Source organism: Burkholderia sp. Ac-20344, from assembly GCF_017104975.1.
Classification (GTDB): Bacteria; Pseudomonadota; Gammaproteobacteria; order Burkholderiales; family Burkholderiaceae; genus Burkholderia.
Window position 1 is genome coordinate 1 of sequence record NZ_JAAGPP010000097.1, and the last position, 18,415, is coordinate 18,415.

The 18,415-nt window shown below is 58.2% G+C and carries 12 protein-coding genes; 5 read left to right on the top strand and 7 right to left on the bottom strand.

Features of this window, described 5'->3' with window-relative positions; all coding sequences use genetic code 11:
* Nucleotides 1-83 precede the first annotated feature (83 nt).
* From G3N64_RS25860 to G3N64_RS25870, 3 genes are read right to left on the bottom strand one after another with little or no spacing between them, the layout of a single operon-like run.
* The gene (locus tag G3N64_RS25860) at nucleotides 84-1,589 is read right to left on the bottom strand and encodes an efflux transporter outer membrane subunit (protein WP_205786447.1); all 1,506 of its coding nucleotides are present in this window, start codon (nucleotides 1,587-1,589) and stop codon (nucleotides 84-86) included.
* A complete protein-coding gene (locus G3N64_RS25865; protein WP_205786448.1) occupies nucleotides 1,586-4,768 on the bottom strand; it encodes a multidrug efflux RND transporter permease subunit in 3,183 nt (1,060 codons plus the stop codon). The genes G3N64_RS25860 and G3N64_RS25865 overlap by 4 nt, the downstream gene beginning before the upstream one ends.
* A 14-nt stretch (nucleotides 4,769-4,782) precedes the next feature.
* On the bottom strand, nucleotides 4,783-6,015 hold the full coding sequence (locus G3N64_RS25870; RefSeq protein WP_205786449.1) for an efflux RND transporter periplasmic adaptor subunit: 1,233 nt from the start codon (nucleotides 6,013-6,015) through the stop codon (nucleotides 4,783-4,785).
* A gap of 256 nt (nucleotides 6,016-6,271) precedes the next feature.
* Here G3N64_RS25870 and G3N64_RS25875 point away from each other — a divergent pair, with 256 nt between their 5' ends.
* Nucleotides 6,272-6,880 carry a TetR/AcrR family transcriptional regulator gene (locus tag G3N64_RS25875; protein ID WP_205786450.1) on the top strand — a complete coding sequence of 203 codons (609 nt, stop codon included), beginning with the start codon at nucleotides 6,272-6,274 and terminating at the stop codon, nucleotides 6,878-6,880.
* A 117-nt stretch (nucleotides 6,881-6,997) separates the two neighbouring features.
* On the opposite strand, the gene G3N64_RS25880 is transcribed toward G3N64_RS25875, so the two are convergent.
* Nucleotides 6,998-8,836, bottom strand: coding sequence for a winged helix-turn-helix domain-containing protein (locus G3N64_RS25880; RefSeq protein WP_205786451.1), 1,839 nt, complete (start codon nucleotides 8,834-8,836; stop codon nucleotides 6,998-7,000).
* Nucleotides 8,837-9,232: 396 nt separating this feature from the next.
* Here G3N64_RS25880 and G3N64_RS25885 point away from each other — a divergent pair, with 396 nt between their 5' ends.
* On the top strand, nucleotides 9,233-10,210 hold the full coding sequence (locus G3N64_RS25885) for an alpha/beta hydrolase (protein ID WP_241021212.1): 978 nt from the start codon (nucleotides 9,233-9,235) through the stop codon (nucleotides 10,208-10,210).
* 65 nt (nucleotides 10,211-10,275) lie between these two features.
* Here G3N64_RS25885 and G3N64_RS25890 read toward each other — a convergent pair whose 3' ends face one another.
* On the bottom strand, nucleotides 10,276-11,787 hold the full coding sequence (locus G3N64_RS25890) for a winged helix-turn-helix domain-containing protein (protein WP_205786452.1): 1,512 nt from the start codon (nucleotides 11,785-11,787) through the stop codon (nucleotides 10,276-10,278).
* 498 nt (nucleotides 11,788-12,285) lie between these two features.
* Between G3N64_RS25890 and G3N64_RS25895 the strand changes: the two genes are divergently transcribed.
* From G3N64_RS25895 to G3N64_RS25905, 3 genes are all read left to right on the top strand, one after another.
* Nucleotides 12,286-13,770 (top strand): catalase, encoded by a 1,485-nt coding sequence (locus G3N64_RS25895; protein ID WP_205786470.1) that lies wholly within the window; start codon nucleotides 12,286-12,288, stop codon nucleotides 13,768-13,770.
* Between the two features lie 39 nt (nucleotides 13,771-13,809).
* A complete protein-coding gene (locus tag G3N64_RS25900; protein WP_205786453.1) occupies nucleotides 13,810-14,451 on the top strand; it encodes an HD domain-containing protein in 642 nt (213 codons plus the stop codon).
* A gap of 249 nt (nucleotides 14,452-14,700) precedes the next feature.
* Nucleotides 14,701-15,537: an alpha/beta hydrolase gene (locus G3N64_RS25905; protein WP_205786454.1), complete on the top strand. Its 837-nt coding sequence runs from the start codon at nucleotides 14,701-14,703 to the stop codon at nucleotides 15,535-15,537.
* A gap of 791 nt (nucleotides 15,538-16,328) precedes the next feature.
* Here G3N64_RS25905 and G3N64_RS25915 read toward each other — a convergent pair.
* Together G3N64_RS25915 and G3N64_RS25920 are read right to left on the bottom strand one after the other, a co-directional pair.
* The gene (locus tag G3N64_RS25915; protein WP_205786456.1) at nucleotides 16,329-16,517 is read right to left on the bottom strand and encodes a hypothetical protein; all 189 of its coding nucleotides are present in this window, start codon (nucleotides 16,515-16,517) and stop codon (nucleotides 16,329-16,331) included.
* 657 nt (nucleotides 16,518-17,174) lie between these two features.
* The gene (locus G3N64_RS25920) at nucleotides 17,175-18,377 is read right to left on the bottom strand and encodes an MFS transporter (RefSeq protein ID WP_205786457.1); all 1,203 of its coding nucleotides are present in this window, start codon (nucleotides 18,375-18,377) and stop codon (nucleotides 17,175-17,177) included.
* Nucleotides 18,378-18,415 lie beyond the last annotated feature (38 nt).

Here is an 18,415-nt window from a genome sequence, read left to right on the forward strand (position 1 = left end):
TGGCCTCCGTGCCGGAAATCGCCGGGTGCGGCCCTGTCCGCACCGTGCGGCTCTGGCAGCAATGCTAACCCGCGTCTGATTCCTCACGGCAGGCCAGCCTTTGCCTCACGAGAGTCATAGTGTCTAGCTGTCAGGTTATGGGTGTCTGGTTCCCATCCACCGCCCAATGCCCGGTAGACACCCACTGCGGCCCGCGCGGCGTCGGCGCGATTGGCGTCGAGCTCGTCTCTCGCGGAGAGCAACTGGCTGTCGGCGTCGAGAACGTCTGTCAACGTGATTGACCCTGCGCGATACGCCTGCTGAGACAGGTCACGCGCTTTTGTCAGTACGTCAATCTGGTCCTGGATTTCTGCCAGACGAATCTGAGTCTGAGAAAGGGTAACGAGAGCATTCTCGACGTCCTCGGCAGCATGCAGCACGGACTGGCGATAGACAGCCAGGGCCTCGGCGTTGGCCCCCTTGGCTTGCTTCACTTCCGCGTCTACTTTGCCGAAGTCGAAAAGTCGCCAGCGCAAGGCACCTCCGCCCACCGCCTGGAAGGCAGCGGCGCTGAACATATGATTCGTGCCTACGCTATCAAGACCGAGTGCACCAGAGAGCGAAATTTTCGGATAGTAGTCGGATATCGCTGCACCGATGTGTTCATTTGAAGCAGCGAGCCTGCGTTCAGCTGCGATGATGTCGGGTCGACGACGAAGCATGTCCGTAGGCGAGTTGTCGCTCGGTATCGGCGGCACGGCGGGGACGTCGTGTGGTGTCCCAAGCTCCCCCGCATAGGTGCCTGGCTGTACCCCCATCAGGACGTCGAGGCGATTCAACTGCTTCTCCAGCCCGATGCGCAACGGAGGAACGGTGGTGAGGGCTTGCTTGAGCAATGCGTCCGCTTGTGCCACTTCTCGTCCGGTTGCAGAACCGGCGTTGTATCGGTCACGGACGAGTTGCAACAGACGTCGGTCCGTCTCGATCTGGTCCTGGGCAACCGCGAGTCGGGCTTGATAACCGCGAATTTGCAGGTACGCGTCCGCGGCGTCCGCAGCGACGGTGATGCGGACGCCTGCGTGGTCGGCTTCCGCTGCCTGCGCTTCTTCGCGTACCGCCGTGGCGTCACGCCGCAACCCGCCAAACAGGTCGATTTCCCAGCTGGCCGCCGGCCCCAACGTGTATTCGTGGCTCGTACGGGAGTAGCCTGGAAAGCGGGACGCGAGCTTGCCTGTCGGACTTCGTGTACTTTGGTGCTCGGCAGTCGCGGACCCGCCGAAATCAACCGTAGGCAGCAGGTCGGCGCCAGCGCCGGCCGCTGCGGCACGCGCTTGTTGCACCCTGGCGAGAGATGCCGCCAAATCGAGGTTTTGAGCGAGGGCGCGTTGCACAACCTCGATGAGCATGGGGTCATCGAACGCGCGCCACCACTGGTCGAGAGATGGCCCTGGGCTGCTTTGCGATTTCGACGCTGCAGCGGTATTGTGAAAGGCCACAAGCCCCGGTTTCGGCGCAACGTAATCCGGGCCGACTGCACAACCCGCTACCGCCAGCCCAAGCAACGCACTTGCGATGCTCGTTTTCGTCTTCAAGAATGTCATGCGCTTCATTTTGCGCTCCCACCGGAAAACGCTCGGCTCAACGTCTTTTTCGCGTCTCGATTGTTGAAATTACGGATGAATGTATAGATTGCCGGCGTGAAAAGAAGTCCAAAGACAGTCACGCCCATCATGCCAAACAGAACTGCCGTTCCCAGCGATTGGCGCATCTCCGCGCCGGCGCCCGTGGCGACGGCCAGTGGCGCGACTCCAAGAATGAACGCGAAAGAGGTCATCAGAATGGGACGCAGGCGAGTCTTGGCGGCACTGACCGCAGCATCTTCGGTGTCGTCGCCGTGGTGCTCTCGTTGACGCGCAAACTCGACAATCAGAATGGCGTTCTTCACCGCGAGCCCGACTAATACGACGAAGCCGATTTGAGCCAGGATGTCGATAGGCATGCCTCGCACATGAAGCCCCGTCGACGATGCCAACAGGCACATCGGAACAATGAGCACGATGGCAAGCGGCATCTTCCAGCTTTCGTACTGGGCTGCGAGCACCAGAAAAACACACAGTGCGGCCGCCCCGAATATCGCCAACGTCGGGGTATGCGGCAATTGCTGCTGGTGGGCGAGGTCGGTCCATTCGAACGCAACTCCCGGTGGAAGAACTTGCCGCGCGAGTTCCTCCATGCGCTTGAGGGCGACGCCGGAAGCCACACCCGGCGCTGCGATGCCTTGTACTTCGGCTGCCGGATAGAGGTTGTAGCGAGGCACACGATAAGGCGTTGTCTTTTCACGCAGCGTAGCGACAGTGCCGACCGGTACCATTTCGCCAGAGGTATTGCGAACCTTGAGGCGAAGAATGTCTTCGGGCGATTGTCGGAATTGTGAGTCGCCTTGCGCAAAGACCTGAAAAGTCCGGCCTAGATAATTGAAGTCGTTTACGTACTGCGAACCCATATAGAGCTGCAGCGTGGAGAAGACGTCTGTTGGCGTGAGGCCAACTTTTTCTGCTTTTACGCGGTCGATATCGGCGTAGAGAGAAGGGGCGCCGACGTTGAACAAGGTGAACGCGCCTGCAAAGGCAGGGTCATTGTTAGCCGCGTTGACAAGCGCATTTGCTGCCTGGACCAGCGCTTGCGGCCCTACACCGCCGCGGTCTTCCAGCATCAGCTTGAATCCACCGGGGCTTCCGAGTCCTTGGACCGGCGGCGGCTGGACGACGAGAACAAAGGCGTCGTTGACGACCTTCAGGCGCTCACGCAGACGCTTGATCATCTCTGCTGCGTTGACGCCAGGAATGTGATGACCATAGAGCGACGGCAATCCAAGGTACACGGTTCCGGTGTTGGGTGCGTTTGTGCCGGTGGTCACGTCAAATCCACTGAGGGGCGACGTGTGCTCGATTCCCGGAGTGGAGAGGATGATGTCGTTGACTTCCTTCACGGCCTTGTCTGTCCGCTCCAGGCTGGAGCCCGGCGGCAACTGGACAAGTGCCGCGAGCGTGCCTTGGTCCTGTTCCGGAATGAAGCCCGTGCTCATTCTGGAGAACTGGAAGCCCGTCAGGGAAATCAGCACTGCATACACGATGAGCACAACTGACGTTGCGCGAACGAAGCGCGATGTCATCCTTCCGTAGTTTGACGACAGCCAATCGAATGCAGTATTGAATTGACCGAAGCCGCTTTGTACGAGGCGATTGAATCGTCCTCGCGATTCGGTGTGCGTGTGATTTCCCGCGTGCGGCTTGAGCAGGATGGCGCACAGTGCAGGACTCAATGTAAGCGACACGAAGCACGAGATGATTGTCGATGCGGCGATCGTCGTGGCGAACTGCTTGAAGAACAGGCCCGAGATCCCGGTGATGAAAGCCGCCGGTACGAATACGGCGCACAGGGTGAGCGCGATGGCAATCAAGGCTTCCGAGACTTCGTCCATCGTCCGGTGTGCTGCTTCAAGCGGCGACATCCCCAGTCGCATGTTTCGCTCGACGTTTTCCACCACGACGATCGCATCGTCCACCACGATACCGACGGCAAGGACGAGACCGAATAGCGAAAGATTGTTGATGGATATACCGCATGCCGCGAGGATGGTGAACGTCCCCATCAGCGAAACGGGAATGGCAACCACGGGGATGATCGTTGCTCGCCAGCTTTGGAGAAATACGAAGACGACACCGACGACGAGGACAATCGCGATGAAGATTGTCTTGATGACCTCGTCAATCGACTGGCTCACAAATGTTGTCGGGTCGTAGACGATCTTGTAATCCAGGCCCGGAGGAAAGCGCTTGCGGAGTTCCTTCATCTTGTCGAGCACTTCATGTTCGACGGTGACGACGTTGGAACCTGGAATCGCATAGACCCACGAAGACGCTGACGGACTCTTGTCCGCATAGGCCAGTGTTCCGTAGTCCGACGAACCCAGTTCGGCACGGCCGATGTCACGGATGCGCGTCACACGTCCATCGTTGTCCGACTTCACGATGATGTCTTCGAATTGCTCGGGCGTGGTGAGGCGTCCAAGCGCTTCGATACTGATTTGGTATGCACCACTGCCGCGGACGGTCGGGTCATTGACCGTGCCGGCGGAGACCTGAGCGTTTTGCGCACGTAATGCCGCGAGGATTTGTGCCGCGCTGATGTCATGCACGGCTGCTTTGTCAGGGTCAATCCAGACGCGCATCGCAAACTGGCGTTCTCCTGTCGTGGTGATGTCCGATACGCCAGGGAGCCGTGCAATTTCATCCTTCACGTGAAGAATCATGTAGTTTGAAATGTACTGCGCGTCGCGCGATCCGTCGGGGGAATACGGATGGATGCCTAGCAACACGGCCGGGATCGTCTTCTTGACGGTTACCCCTTGCCGCTGAACCTCATCCGGAAGTCGCGACAGGGTGTCCTGTACGCGATTTTCCGTCAGCATTTGCGCAACGTTCATGTCGGTACCAACCTTGAACGTCACCGTGATGCTCAGTGCGCCGTTGCTCGTTGATTGGCTACTGATGTAATCCATGTTTTCCACACCGTTGATGGCCTGCTCAAGTGGCGTGGCAACGGTGCGGGCAATCGTGTCCGCGGATGCGCCGGGGTAGGCGGTCGTCACCTGAACTGTCGGCGGCACGATGTTGGGGTACTGAGCCACCGGCAGAAAGCCCAGTGTGACCAACCCGAAGAGCGTGATGAATATGCTCAGCACCGCCGCGAATCGGGGATGGTCGATAAAGAAGTGAGCGAGTTTCATGATGGGAACCGTCCTCAACCTTGGTCGGCCAGGGCAATCGCGCCTGCGTGGGGCGTCACTTTCGACCCCGGGCGAGCGGTAGCCAGTCCGTCGATGATTACCTTGTCGGTCGGAGTGAGCCCCGAGCGAATGACTCGCAGGCCATCGCGGAGGTCGCCGAGTTGCACGGGCTTTGGCGTAACCACGTTGTCGGGGCCAACGGTCAGGACGATGTGTTCTGACTGGTCCTGCAGCACCGCGGCGTCCGGCACAAGCAAAGCGGCCTGCGGAGTGCTGATGGCGAGGCGCGCGCGCGCAAAGCCACCGGGAGTCAGTAGCAGGTCGTTGTTCGGCACGATTGCACGGGCGTGAATTGTTCCGCTCGAGCGGTCGAGCGCGTTGTCCACGAAGTTCAGGGTGCCTTGCCGCGTGTACTTGACTTCGTCGCTGAGAGAGATGTCGACGCTGTTCGCGGCGCCGCTTCGCTGCTTCGCTCGTTCGCGCATGAACGCCATGTAATCTCCTTCGCTCATGTCGAAATCGAGATACATCGGGTCAAGCGAGACGAGTGTTGCCAGCAACGTCGTCGGGCTGCTGGCGGCGCGGCTGCCCGCGACAAGATTTCCGGCCGACACTTGGTGGTTGCCGATTCGACCGGTGAACGGTGCGGTGACACGACAGTGGTCCAGGTCAAACTGCGCGTCTCGGACGAGTGCGGTCGTGTTCTCTACCGCAGCGGCTGCGGCCATCTTTTCAGCGGTCCGCTGTTCGACATTCTCGGCAGTTCCCGCATCCGTGCTCTTGAGTACTTCTGCCCGGGCCAATTCGCGCGTCGCCAGTTCCAGCCGTGCCCTGGAGCCGTCGAGCTGAGCGTGCGCCTCGCGCAGCTTGATTTGGTAAGGAATCGGGTCGATCTCGAACAGCAGGTCTCCCTTACGAACGATCGCACCGTCCACAAAATGGATGCCGGTCAGCGTGCCACCGACCTGTGCGCGGATTTCAACGCGTTGGACGGCCGAAAACTGACCGAGAAAATTCAGGCGCGTATCAACAGCTCGCTGTAACGGGGTACTCACTGCAACCGCCGGACCGGATGCAGCGACTACTTTCGTAGTCGTCGACCGTTCATTCGCATGCATCGCCGTCGCGCCGGCCGCCAGGAAAACCAGGAGGGCGGCCGCAGCCCCGACCCTAGCCCGAAGACGCGGCTTGGGCGACTTGCCTACAGCCGCGGAATTAGGCTCGGACCGTTCAGCGTTCTCGTTCATCGTATTCCTCAATCAAGCTGCGGGATGTATGCACCGCCGGATGGGAGACACAGCGCTGCGCTGTCAGCTGCCACGGCCGAGCTGCTGCTCGATCGAATTTAGCTGATGAGGTGAGACTAAACGTCGCTAAAGGTAATCCTCGTCAGCTAAAAAGTCAAGTTTAGATAACACTCATCATCTAATTTGCTATGATGGGGATAGTGGAGGTGCCGCGCTCGCGGGCGCGGTTGAGGCGAATTGAGGGAGGAGTGAGCAAATGAAGCGGTCGAAGGCAGATACAGCGGCGACGCGGGCTCGGGTTGTCGAGGTGGCGGCGCAGACCTTTGCACGGAACGGAATTCGCGCGACCGGCGTAGCGGAAATCATGGCTGCTGCAGGGCTTACCCACGGTGCGTTTTATCGCCACTTCGAATCGAAGGAACAACTCGTGGCTGAAGCGTGCGCGGTCACACTCGAATCCCTCGTAGGGTCGGCTGAGTCCGTCGCCGGTCAAGAGCAGGGGCGTTTCCTGTTGCATCTGGAGAGCTTCTTGACCTCCGACTGTAACGAGGGGGGATTGGCTGGCTGCCCCTTCGTCGCAATGGGTAGCGAGCTTGCTCGTGCAGATGCCGATACGCGCCGGATAGCAACCAAGGGCTTCAGCAATCTTGTCGACCTCATCGCGACGCGCTATTCGCACATGGATGGTGAATCGGCACGCGCTGCTGCGATTTACACCCTGACGACAATGATTGGAGCGGTCACTATGTCACGCATAGTGGACGATGCGGAGTTGTCGAATCAAATCATAGAAACAGCGAAAGCCCGTCTGGTCGATGTACAGGCGGGGGCAGACCAGGATGGGCGCACTCGTCGCACGGCATAACGGCTTTCAGTAGTAGCGCTCCATCCTTGAATCGATTTGCACCAGGGCACCGCGTTCGAGTTGTAAAGGATGTGTGTCAGTTGTCGAGTTGCAGTCAACGTGACATGAGGCGATTCGCTAAACCGGGCGATGGATGCGGCTATGAGCCGTAGCTTGCCGGGCGAGGCAAGTTTCCTGGGCCGTGCCGAGTTTTTGGGCCAGGTCGTGACTATCAGGACGCGTAGCGATGGCATTGAGTGCCCGTTCGATTTGCTCGACGCATTCATCGAGCAGCGAAGCGCGCATCAACACTGCAGTGCTCGCAAGTACCAAATCGACTGCCATGGCGATGTCACCACCGGGGGCGAGTCCCCAATTGACCGCCGCCCTTGAGTCGTTGAGGATGGAAATTCCATCGTCAGGTGAGCCTGCCGATGGCAGCGCCGCGACGCCGGGTACTGTTTGGGCCAGGGCCGCAAGCACGTATTGCGCATGCACTCGAGCAAAAATCGGATAATCGCCGCGGTCACGGAGCTTAAGCTGTGCATACATACGCACCGATTCGAGCAATTCGAACCATCGTCTCGTATCACATGTGCGTACGCCGATTAGCGATTTCTTTTCGAGGTCCAGAATCCCGGTGAGCACGTCCTGGGCGGTAACGGTACCGTCCGCGGCAATGTGCTGTGCTGCATCCAGAGTGAACCGGCCTGCAAAAAGACTGAGGCGTTCCAGAACGACCTTCTGCTTTTCATCGAGAAGTTTGTAACTCCAGTCGAGGTTGGCCAACAAGGTTCGATGGCGCGGCACCGCTGTTCGTGTCCCGCGCGTAAGAAGCGTAAAGCGGTCGTCGAGCTGTTCTGCGACACCGCCAAGTCCGAGTGCCGGGACACATGCGGATGCCAACTCGAGCGCGAGGGGAATGCCGTCAAGGCGCCGACATATTTCAATCGCAGCGGGGAGGTCCGCTTCCTTTATCTCTGAAGAGATGAAGTGTTCAAGTATCTGTATCGAACCCAAAGAGCGCACGTTGGCAGGATTCTGACGTGTCGGAACTTCGCACGGGGCAACTCTAAACACGTACTCGCCGTTTATACGAAGCGTTTCCCGGCTGGTTGCAATGATAGTGAGGGCTGGCGCAACGTGTAGAAAGCGCTCTATCGCATGTGCGACACGATCGATGAGGTGTTCACAACTATCCAGTACCAATAGCTGAGGGTTCGAGCGGAAATCCCGCTCGATGCCCTCGAATAGCTGCGTTGTCGCTTCGGATATCGAGCCGAGGTCCGAATACAAGACGCCGCCCGCATACTTTGAGGTCAAATTTCGCGCAACCTCGAAGGCGAGCTTGGTCTTTCCCACTCCGCCTGGACCGACGAAAGTGACGATGCGATGACTTTCGATTATTGCCGTAGCGGCGGCTAGCTCGCGCGCTCTGCCAATCAATTTCGACGCCGGAGGTGGCGCAGAACGCTTCCCGGATGCTGCGCGATATAAAGAGGGCTGCGCGAGCCCGAAGAAGTTCGCATCTACCGGCGTTATCTCTGCGACGAACTGATAGCCGAACCCTTCGATTGTCGCAATTGCGTCTCTGTCGTCTCCCAGCGCTCTTCGAACTACCGATATTCGCGCTTCTACCGTATTTCCCTCGATGACCCGACCCGCCCAGACATTCGCTTGCAGCGTGTCCCGGCTGACGGGCACGCCTCGCGCATCTACCAGTGCTATCAACAGGTCGAAGGCGCGTCCGCCAATCTCGACCCGCATCCCTGCATGTGTCAGCTCGCGGCGTGATCGCACCACCACGGTTTGGCCGAAGGAGAATGCCTCTGGAAGGTCCGATGGTACGGTCATAGCGTCATTCAACTTTGGGTCGTGCGGAGATGGATGCGATGCATTGGCTTGAGAGGGATACCAATGAGATGACCGGCCATTGCTGTCTCCTGTCTTGTCGACCGCTCTTTCATCGTAGCTCACGTCGTCGGATTTTTGCCTGATTTAATGCCGTGGTCATCTGAATTCACAGCGTCAACCCGACATAGCTGAATTTGAGGGGGCGGTCGCGTCCAGGCCATCGATCGCTGACTTCGCGCCGGCTACGCGGCCAAGGTCGGCAGGGCCCTGTAGTGGCCAGCCCGCCGATTTCTGAACAAGACCGAAGTCCTTGTTCCATTCGGCCGTGTATCGGATCTCGATACCCGTTGCAGTGTTTTCAGGTCGGGTAAGGCCAGCAGAAGGACAGGGCCGGTGAGACTGAGTATCGTCAAATGGGTGCGAACAGGTTACGCGACCGCTCGCGCTTTTGCAGCTAACCCATGGTGCGTTGACTCGGCGCTACGGCTCATTCTCTCTGAACAACACAGGTGACAAAAAATGGAAAGCTTTGTTGTTGGAACCAGGACTTCTACATCCTTGCCTCGACGTGGGTTCCTGAAGGCAATCGGAACCGCCGTCGCCGCCAGTGCGTTGCCTGTCACGGTGGCCAAAGCAGCGGAGACATTGGCGGCTTCGTATCCCGGGGGAGCATCGAAAAGCATCAGGACGAAGGACGGAGCCACAATCTTCTATAAGGATTGGGGAAGCGGGCAGCCCATCGTGTTTCATCACGGATGGCCTCTTTCCGCTGATGACTGGGATGCACAGATGCTGTTTTTCCTTGCCCACGGATACCGGGTGATTGCCCACGACCGCCGAGGACACGGGCGTTCGACGCAAACGCTGAGCGGCAACGAAATGGACACTTATGCCGCAGACGTCGCGGAGCTGACGACTGCGTTGAATTTGAGAAATGCAATACATGTCGGGCATTCGACCGGAGGTGGCGAAGTCACCCGCTATGTGGCCCGACACGGCAAGGGCAGGGTGGCGAAAGCCGTTCTCATCGGCGCTGTTCCGCCCATTATGGTTAAAAGTGAGTCGAACCCGAACGGAACGCCAGTCGAGGTCTTCGATTCTTTCCGACGCGCGCTTTTGGCCGATCGAGCCCAGCTATATCGCGATGTACCTTCCGGTCCGTTCTACGGCTTCAATCGCGCCGACGCGAAGGTCTCGCAGGGCCTAATCGACAATTGGTTCAGGCAAGGGATGATGGGTGGCGCCAAGGCTCAGTACGACTGTATCAAGGCGTTTTCCGAGACCGACTTTACAGCCGACCTCAAGCGCATTGAAGTGCCCACCCTGGTAATGCATGGCGATGATGACCAGGTCGTACCTATCGCGGATTCCGCATTGCTTTCATCGAAGTTGCTGCCGAACGCGACGCTCAAAGTGTATCCCGGGTTTCCGCACGGGATGGCATCGACGAATCCCGACCGAATCAACGCTGACCTGCTTCAGTTCATCAAGGCTTGATGGACGTCCCGGCACCGTTCTCCCAACGCAGGGAGGACGATGCTGCCGGGAATTTGACCGCCGTATCATTGCTTCGTGCAGCCCGCCCGCAGTTTCTCGTATGCATAGGCCCGCACGGTATTCGACAGTTGATATGCCACCGGGTTGGACTGGGGGACGGGAGTCAATAGTGATTTTTCGACCAACTCAATGATCGAAGAGGTGACCTTCAATTCGGGCATCCCGTCACAGCTGATCGTGCGATGCGCGGCAGTCAACGTGAATGGCTCTTCGAATACGCTCAGTGCATTCAAGACTGACTTGCAAGATTGGGACAGAGGCGCGTAACTCCAATCGACTGACGCGCGAAGAGTCTTGTGTCGAGGTGGCGCGGTACGCAAACCGTGAGTCAGTAATTCGAATCGGTTATTCAGTTGCGTCGCGACGCCATCGAATCCTAACGCTGGCACGCATTCTGCGGACAACTCGATAGCAAGTGGTACGCCATCGAGCGCATTGCAGATTCTGGCAGCAGCCATCATGGCGCCGCGGTCGGATGCGACAAATGCGTCTCCGACACGGTCAAGAAGCAAGGCCACCGAGGGATAGCGTTCTGCGTTACCGATTTCGTCGGTGGGAGGAAGCTCAAGTGGGGAAACCGGCAAAACGGCTTCGTTCCGAACACGTAGTGCCTCACGACTCGTAGCCAGTAGACGAACCGTTGACGTCGCCTCCAAAAGTGTCTCGGAAAATTCGGACACCGGGCCGAGAAGATGTTCGCAGTTGTCGAGCAGTATCAGGATCTGCTTGCCTTCGATGCACTGAAACCGCAGCTGGGCCGCCCGGTCCGGAACGTACGGAATCAGCGCTGAAGCAATGAGAGAAGGAAACTCGTCCGGGGTGGTAATCGAACCGACTTGGACGATGCACACGCCGTCCGGAAAGCGATGCGCAAGCTGACCCGCCGCTTCAACTGCAAGTCTGGTTTTTCCGACCCCGCCAGCGCCTACCAGAGTCACCAGGCGTGAAGTCTCCAGCCGGCCTGCAATCTCCTTTTTGTCGACTTCGCGTCCGAACCAGCGAGAGGTGTATTTGGGAATCTGCGGTTTGCGGCTGTCGCGATAAGGCGAGGTGCTAGTGAACGCCGGCCTGGGAACGGGGTCGGATTGTTCACGCAACTGACCTACGAATTGATACCCGCGTCCTGCGACGGTGAGAATCGCTTTCCGGTCTTCAGACAATGCGCGCCGCAGCGACGAAATTTGAGCTTCCAGCGCGTTCTCCCCCACGACACGCCCGCGCCACACCGCCTCCATAATTCTATTCTTGCTAACCGCCACACCGCGTTCTTCAAGCAACAGCAACAGGAGGTCAAATGCTCTGTTGCCAATCTCGACTCTCTTGCCTCCATGCACCAGCTCACGCCGGTGAGCCGAGACGACGGTCTTGCCGAACTCATAGTGGCTATCAGGTAGTGTGACCATCGCAATGTTCCACAACGTGCGCAGCGCACAAGTGTTTTTCAGTAATTGCTCGAAGACCGGGATGCCGAAGCTGCCGCGGGTGTCGTTGTAAGGAGCTCCTGTGTGGCGACGCAATGAGAACTGATTGTTAGACCTGAAGGCGGGAATATCTAGTTATAAGATGTTAATTTTCGCTAAATGAAAGGCGTAAAAAATTAACAACGCTTTCAATCTGGTGAAAATTAGAAAGGTTGGTTATGGGGGGATTTTCGGTGCGCTCATTTTTTGGAGGGTGCGCGTGTTTACGGGGAATATATGCCTACTCGGGCGCAACCCTGCTTGATACCAACGATGAAGCACTGGCCTCCGAATTAAGTTGTGTCTGGCTGAAAAGAATAGTTTTACTGCGGTTTTTCAGGATGCGTCAGCTTGCGTACAGGACTCGTTTTCTGGTTTTCGATATCGTGACTTCGGCCAGGAAATTTTGCATTGCCGAACCCCATCGTCTTTCTTGCATGAGGCAACGCGTGTCCCCGGTGAGGCCGTCAGGTAGAACCGCAGGGAAGGGGCTGCGCGAGAGTTGAGGGCATTGGGCGACGAGCAACTCAACGGTAACAATCTGAGAGGTTCATGATGAGCAAGCTGACTACGGCTTTTGGCGCACCGGTTCCCGACAATCAAAACACTCAAACCGCTGGGCCCCGCGGGCCGGCGCTCCTGCAAGATGTGTGGTTTCTCGAAAAGCTAGCTCATTTCGACCGCGAGGTCATCCCTGAGCGTCGCATGCATGCGAAAGGGTCGGGCGCCTTCGGCACCTTTACGGTTACACATGACGTCACCCAATACACGCGGGCGAAAATATTCTCGAACATCGGGAAGACGACGGAGATGTTTGCCCGTTTCTCGACGGTTGCCGGAGAGCGAGGCGCGGCAGACGCCGAGCGAGACATTCGCGGCTTCGCGTTGAAGTTTTATACGGAAGAGGGGAATTGGGACTTGGTGGGGAACAACACGCCGGTCTTTTTTTTGAGAGACCCTCTGAAGTTCCCAGACCTTAACCACGCGATCAAGCGCGACCCGAGAACCGGCCTGCGAAATGCCGAAAGCAACTGGGACTTCTGGACGCAGCTACCGGAGGCGTTGCATCAGGTCACAATCGTGATGAGCGACCGGGGTATTCCGCGCTCGTACCGGCACATGCATGGCTTTGGAAGCCATACGTTCAGCCTCGTCAATGCGAACAACGAACGGTTCTGGGTGAAGTTCCATATGCGAAGCGAACAGGGAATCGAAAACCTGACCGACGAGGAAGCCACGCAGATGATGGGCTCCGACCGCGAGAGTCACCACCGTGACCTCTACGAGAGCATAGAGGCTGGACAGTTTCCGAGGTGGACGATGTCCTTTCAGGTCATGCCCGAGAAAGACGCTTCCGCATACAAGGTGAATCCCTTCGATCTGACGAAGGTCTGGTCGAAGAAGGATTATCCGCTCATCGAGGTAGGGTACTTCGAACTGAATCGTAATGCAGAGAATTGGTTCGCGGACGTAGAGCAGGTTGCCTTCAATCCTGCGAACGTCGTGCCAGGAATCAGCTTTTCTCCGGACAAGATGCTGCAGGGGCGCCTTTTTTCTTACGGTGACGCGCAGCGATATCGATTGACGGTCAACCACTTTCAGATTCCCGTGAACGCTCCGCGTGCTGCCACGCACACCAACAGCTATCACCGTGACGGTGTTCTGCGTGTCGACGGCAATCAGGGCGGCACGACTCCATACAATCCGAATACGAAGGGAGCCTGGCTTGACCAGCCGGATTTCAGCGAGCCGCCGCTATCGATTGAGGGGGCGGCTGACCACTGGAACCATCGAGTCGACGATGACTATTACTCGCAGCCCGGTGACCTGTTTCGTTTGATGACGAAGGCTCAGCAGCAGGCGCTGTTTGATAACACGGCTCGGGCGATGTATGGCGTATCCACGCCTGTCCGTGACCTGCACATTGAGCACTGTACGAAGGCCGACCCGGCGTATGGCGCTGGTGTTGCGGCGGCACTCGAATCTCTCGATACGAAAGTCTCCCGTGCAGCGCGGTCGGAGCCTGAAGTCACCCAGTGAGGCTGAGCTTTTGGGAGCAGGACAACCGGAGATACTCGAATGACTTTCAGCGTAAACAACGTTGCTGTCCCGGATAGCAAAATGGCGCGCGAGATAACCGAAATTGTGAGGGAAACCGCGCCGCCGCTCCTGTTTCATCACTCGAGCCGGGTGTTCTACTTCGGTGCGCTCGCCGGCAAGCACCGTGGGCTCAACTTCGACCCCGAACTGCTCTATTGTGGTTGCATGTTCCACGACATGGGGTTGACGAAGAAACATTGCAGTAGCCATGAACGGTTCGAGGTCGATGGTGCAAATGCGGCGCGAGATTTCCTGAAGCGGAACGGCATTGCGCAGTCCGATATCGACACGGTCTGGACCGCGATCGCACTGCATACCACGCCGGGTATCCCGCAACATATGAATCCGGTCATCGCGCTCGTCACTGCCGGTGTTGAAATGGACGTGCTTGGCTTGACCTATCCGGAGTACAGCGACGAGGAGCGTGAGTCCGTCGTGCGGCAACATCCGCGAACCGGGAATTTCAAGGAAGACATCATTCAAGCGTTCTATGACGGCATCAAACACAAACCCGACACAACGTTCGGGAACGTCAAAGCTGATGTCCTTGCAGACAAGGATCCGACCTTTTGTCCAGGTAATTTCTGCGGCGTAATCCGCAATTCGGCGTGGTCGGCTTGACTTCGGTGAAACCTGTCCCGGCGATGACCGCGGAGGGGCAGAGCGTGGAGCGGCTGCGTCGCGGCGACGATTCTCCCACGTTCTGAATATGCGAATCTGATTGAAGTGTGCTGTGGGTGCTGTCTTCCCGATGGTGCCTGGCGAGCGGATTTGCTTGAAGCCTCCGGCCTGCCGGAGCGTTTGAAGGTGGCCGCCTTAGTCGCAAGGTGTGGACGAAAGTCAAAACTGTTCAATCGAGAGAGGGTTACCATGCCGTTCGTCACAACCAAAGACAGGGTAGAGATTTTCTACAAGGATTGGGGGCCGAAGGACGCGCAGCCCATCGTTTTCCATCACGGCTGGCCTCTGTCGGCCGACGATTGGGACGCCCAGTTGCTGTTCTTCGTTCAGCGGGGATATCGTGTCGTGGCACACGACCGCCGAGGTCATGGACGTTCGTCGCAGGTCTCGGAAGGTCACGATATGGACCATTATGCAGCCGACGCGTTCGCAGTCGTCGAAGCACTCAATCTGAAGAACGCCATTCATATCGGACACTCAACGGGTGGCGGCGAAGTCGCTCGGTACGTCGCGAAGCACGGCGAGCCAGCTGGACGTGTCGCAAAGGCCGTACTGGTCAGTGCAGTTCCGCCCTTGATGCTGAAGACCGAGTCGAACGCAGAGGGGCTCCCGATTGACGTGTTCGATGGCCTCCGCGCCGCATTAGCGGCGAACCGGGCGCAATTCTTTGTCGACTTGCCCGCTGGTCCGTTTTATGGATTCAACCGGGAGGGCGCGATCGTGCATCAAGGCGTTATCCAGAATTGGTGGCGTCAGGGAATGATGGGTAGCGCGAAGGCGCACTACGAGGGCATCAAGGCGTTCTCCGAGACGGACCAAACAGCCGACTTGAAGGAAATTTCGGTACCGACGCTCGTGCTTCACGGCGAAGACGACCAGATTGTTCCAATCGGAGACTCAGCGCTGAAGTCCATCAAGCTCCTAAAAAGCGGAACGCTGAAGACATATCCGGGCTTCTCCCACGGCATGCTGACGGTTAACGCGGACGTCCTCAACGCCGAGTTGCTGGCATTCGTTCAAGGTTAGTCCTGCCTCCGAGGAAAACGCAAGACAGGAGGACACGGTCTTGTCTCAACCGAGCCTCTTATTGTTTCTGCCAGCCTTTGTGTTTCGCCTGGTGTTTATCGACGTTGTTTCGGCGGCAATGTGCTGCGAATCTCGTGCGAACGCCCGCGACGCCGGTAACCGGCGTCGCGGGCGTTCGAGGAGAACGTTCGGTCGGCCGATTCCATGTCGATGAAAATTTGACCGTCAAGACATATTGGCAGTACTGATTTGTGTGCGGGATGTATTTGAGCGCGGAGGAGAGAGTGGGTGAGCTCGATGTATATTCTTCGTGGATGCATATCGTCACTCTCTTGTCAGAGAATGATAGTCCTCGCACGAGGGCTTCAGCGACAGGTGACAGGCGCAATGCACGCTGCGATCTTGATATCCGTTGGCCGGAGGGCGTGAAAATTCAAATCCTTGAGCGATTGTCTGACCACACCGTCTCGTTGGCCTGGGGCCATCCTTGCCGTGGATACTTCGGCTGCCAGACGTGGCACCGCACAACGGCGAGGAAATGCGGAATCTGCTCGTTGACTGGAGAGAGGGTGTTGCAGGGCGAGCAGATTTATAGGCTTGTCCGGTCCGCAAGGGGTGTCCGTCGAATAAGCGAAATATTGTTGGCGCGTCACGTTGACGCCATTCTGGAATGTAGTGACAAGATGTCGTCTCTTGACAATTAGCAGCATGGCCCAGGCGACCTCGATATCCGTGGTTCGTCTCGTCAGACAGAAGCTGATCGACTCGGGCGGATAGCGATGCAGCGCGAATCAACCGTCTTGGGCTGCAATGCGACGTGATACGTCACGCGGCCTGACCAGTGGTGTCTGCGGAACATCAAAGGGCATGTCCCGTTCCGCCGTAGTCGTCAGGTCTTTGTCCGTATTGGTGAGCATCCAGGCCGATGTGGGCTTGTTGTCGTCGATCACTTCATTTGCGGCGAACGAAAGCGCAGTCAAGACACTTCCTGACTAGTTCGACGCGATCTGCCGGATACACAGCAAGCATGGATTGTCGGTACATCCCATGTTTCGCTTGCGCTGGCCCGTCTCTATAAGATGCCGGGTGGCGACCTGGAAACGACTTTCCCATTTCCGCCTTTGACAGCAAAGGCCAACGTATCGGATCGCGGAGAACGTGCTTCAATCGTCGGCAACACTGGGCCCAGGTGGCCGGTGGATAGGGAGTAGCGGTGAACAGATCTGATCCTTGCCGCTTCGTCGTTCTCGATGTTGGTGCGTTTCCCGTCGTTACGGTGAATAGCGATGCGGTTGCGCCTGGCTATCGGGTACGGTGGATCGCCGAGATGAACGCACTGATTGCAGCTGGTGATCAGTGCGTGATTGTTTGCCGGGGCGCAATTGTGAGCGAGCGTGCAGAAGACTTCGAGCTGGGAGGCCGGTGGCTCGCGCAAAACGCGGCGACAGTGGCGAGACTTTGTGGAGTTGTCGTCGTCATCGAGCCGGACGGAATGCTGCGCGAGCGGGCGAGGGTATGGGGGCGGGGAATCACGAAAGTACTGGGTATTCCCTATAGGGCGGTCGCAACTGCGGACGAAGCCGCAAGCATCGTATTCTGTCGATTGCGCACGATCGGTCAGAATTGTGGCAGGCGGCTTACTCGATCAGACGGGCGGTTGAACGCGTGCGGACTGCGCTGGCACAGACGACTGTCGCTCCGAGAACTGCCATGACGGCGGAAACCGCCGACACGACGAGGGCGACGCGCCCATGTCCGGAAAACAGTCCCACCAGCAGTCCGGCAAGCGGCTGCGTTGCATTATTCAGCAGGACGATGACGCCGGTTGTTTTGCCATAATCCTGTGGCGGAATGATCGCCTGTCGCGCACTGCGAATGTAGACGTTGAACATCTTGTCGAACCCGATCACGGCGAGGAACCCGACCACATATATCGCTATCGAGTTGGCCATCCCCATGCAGAGTCCGCCGATCGCGATTGTCGAGAATGAAAAGATGCCGAGCCGTACGCGCGATACCTCGATGCGGGCGATCAGCAGCAGGATCACCACGGTCGCGATCGCGCCGGCGACCTGCAGTCCTGCGTAGAAGCCGCCGGACTGTGCGAATTTTCCGGTCACCATTGCAGCCGACGTCGAGAGCGTCGTGCCGATCACCAGATTCTCTGCCGACGCGAGGAGAACGAGGCGGGCCAGCCCCGGTAGTGTGGCGACGTGCGTCAGCGCGATCTTGAACGGCGTATAAAAAGGCCCGGCCGTCTGCACAGGCGGCGCGATGCGTGCGGTGGTGGTGCGCTGCCAGAGAACCGTCAGCGCGTCGGCGGCAGCAAACAGCAGCGCCGCGGCGCCTACCGCCCATTCCCAATTGCGCCATCCGAGCAGCCACGCAGCGACGATCGGCCCGAGCACCATACCGAGCTGGTCCGCCAGTTGCGTATGCGACAAAACCCGTTCGAAGCGCTGACCGGGAAAGATTTGCGGCAACAGGACTTCGCGAGCGACGAGCCCCTGACTCGTGAGCACGCCGCAGACCGCCGATAGCAAGACGAGCCATCCAATTCCGCTCCATGCGAGATAGCCGGAGATACCGATCAGGCACGCGATGGCCCGGCTCGTCTGGCTGATGCGCAAGATCCGCACGGGCGACGTGCGATCGCTCAGCGCGCCGCCGATCGGAAAAGCGAGAAAGCGGGGCAGTGCCTCGACGAAAAAGGCGATGCCCGACCAGGTCGCTTTCTGCGTGGTCTGAAAGACGACGAGCGGGACCAGGAAGAGCAGCATCTGGTCCGCGAGCCGCGACAGGAAAAGGGAACCGAAAAAGGCCGGCTGGTCGGCGCGCATCGGCTGATGTCCTCGCAACGGTGAGTGGCAGGTGTACT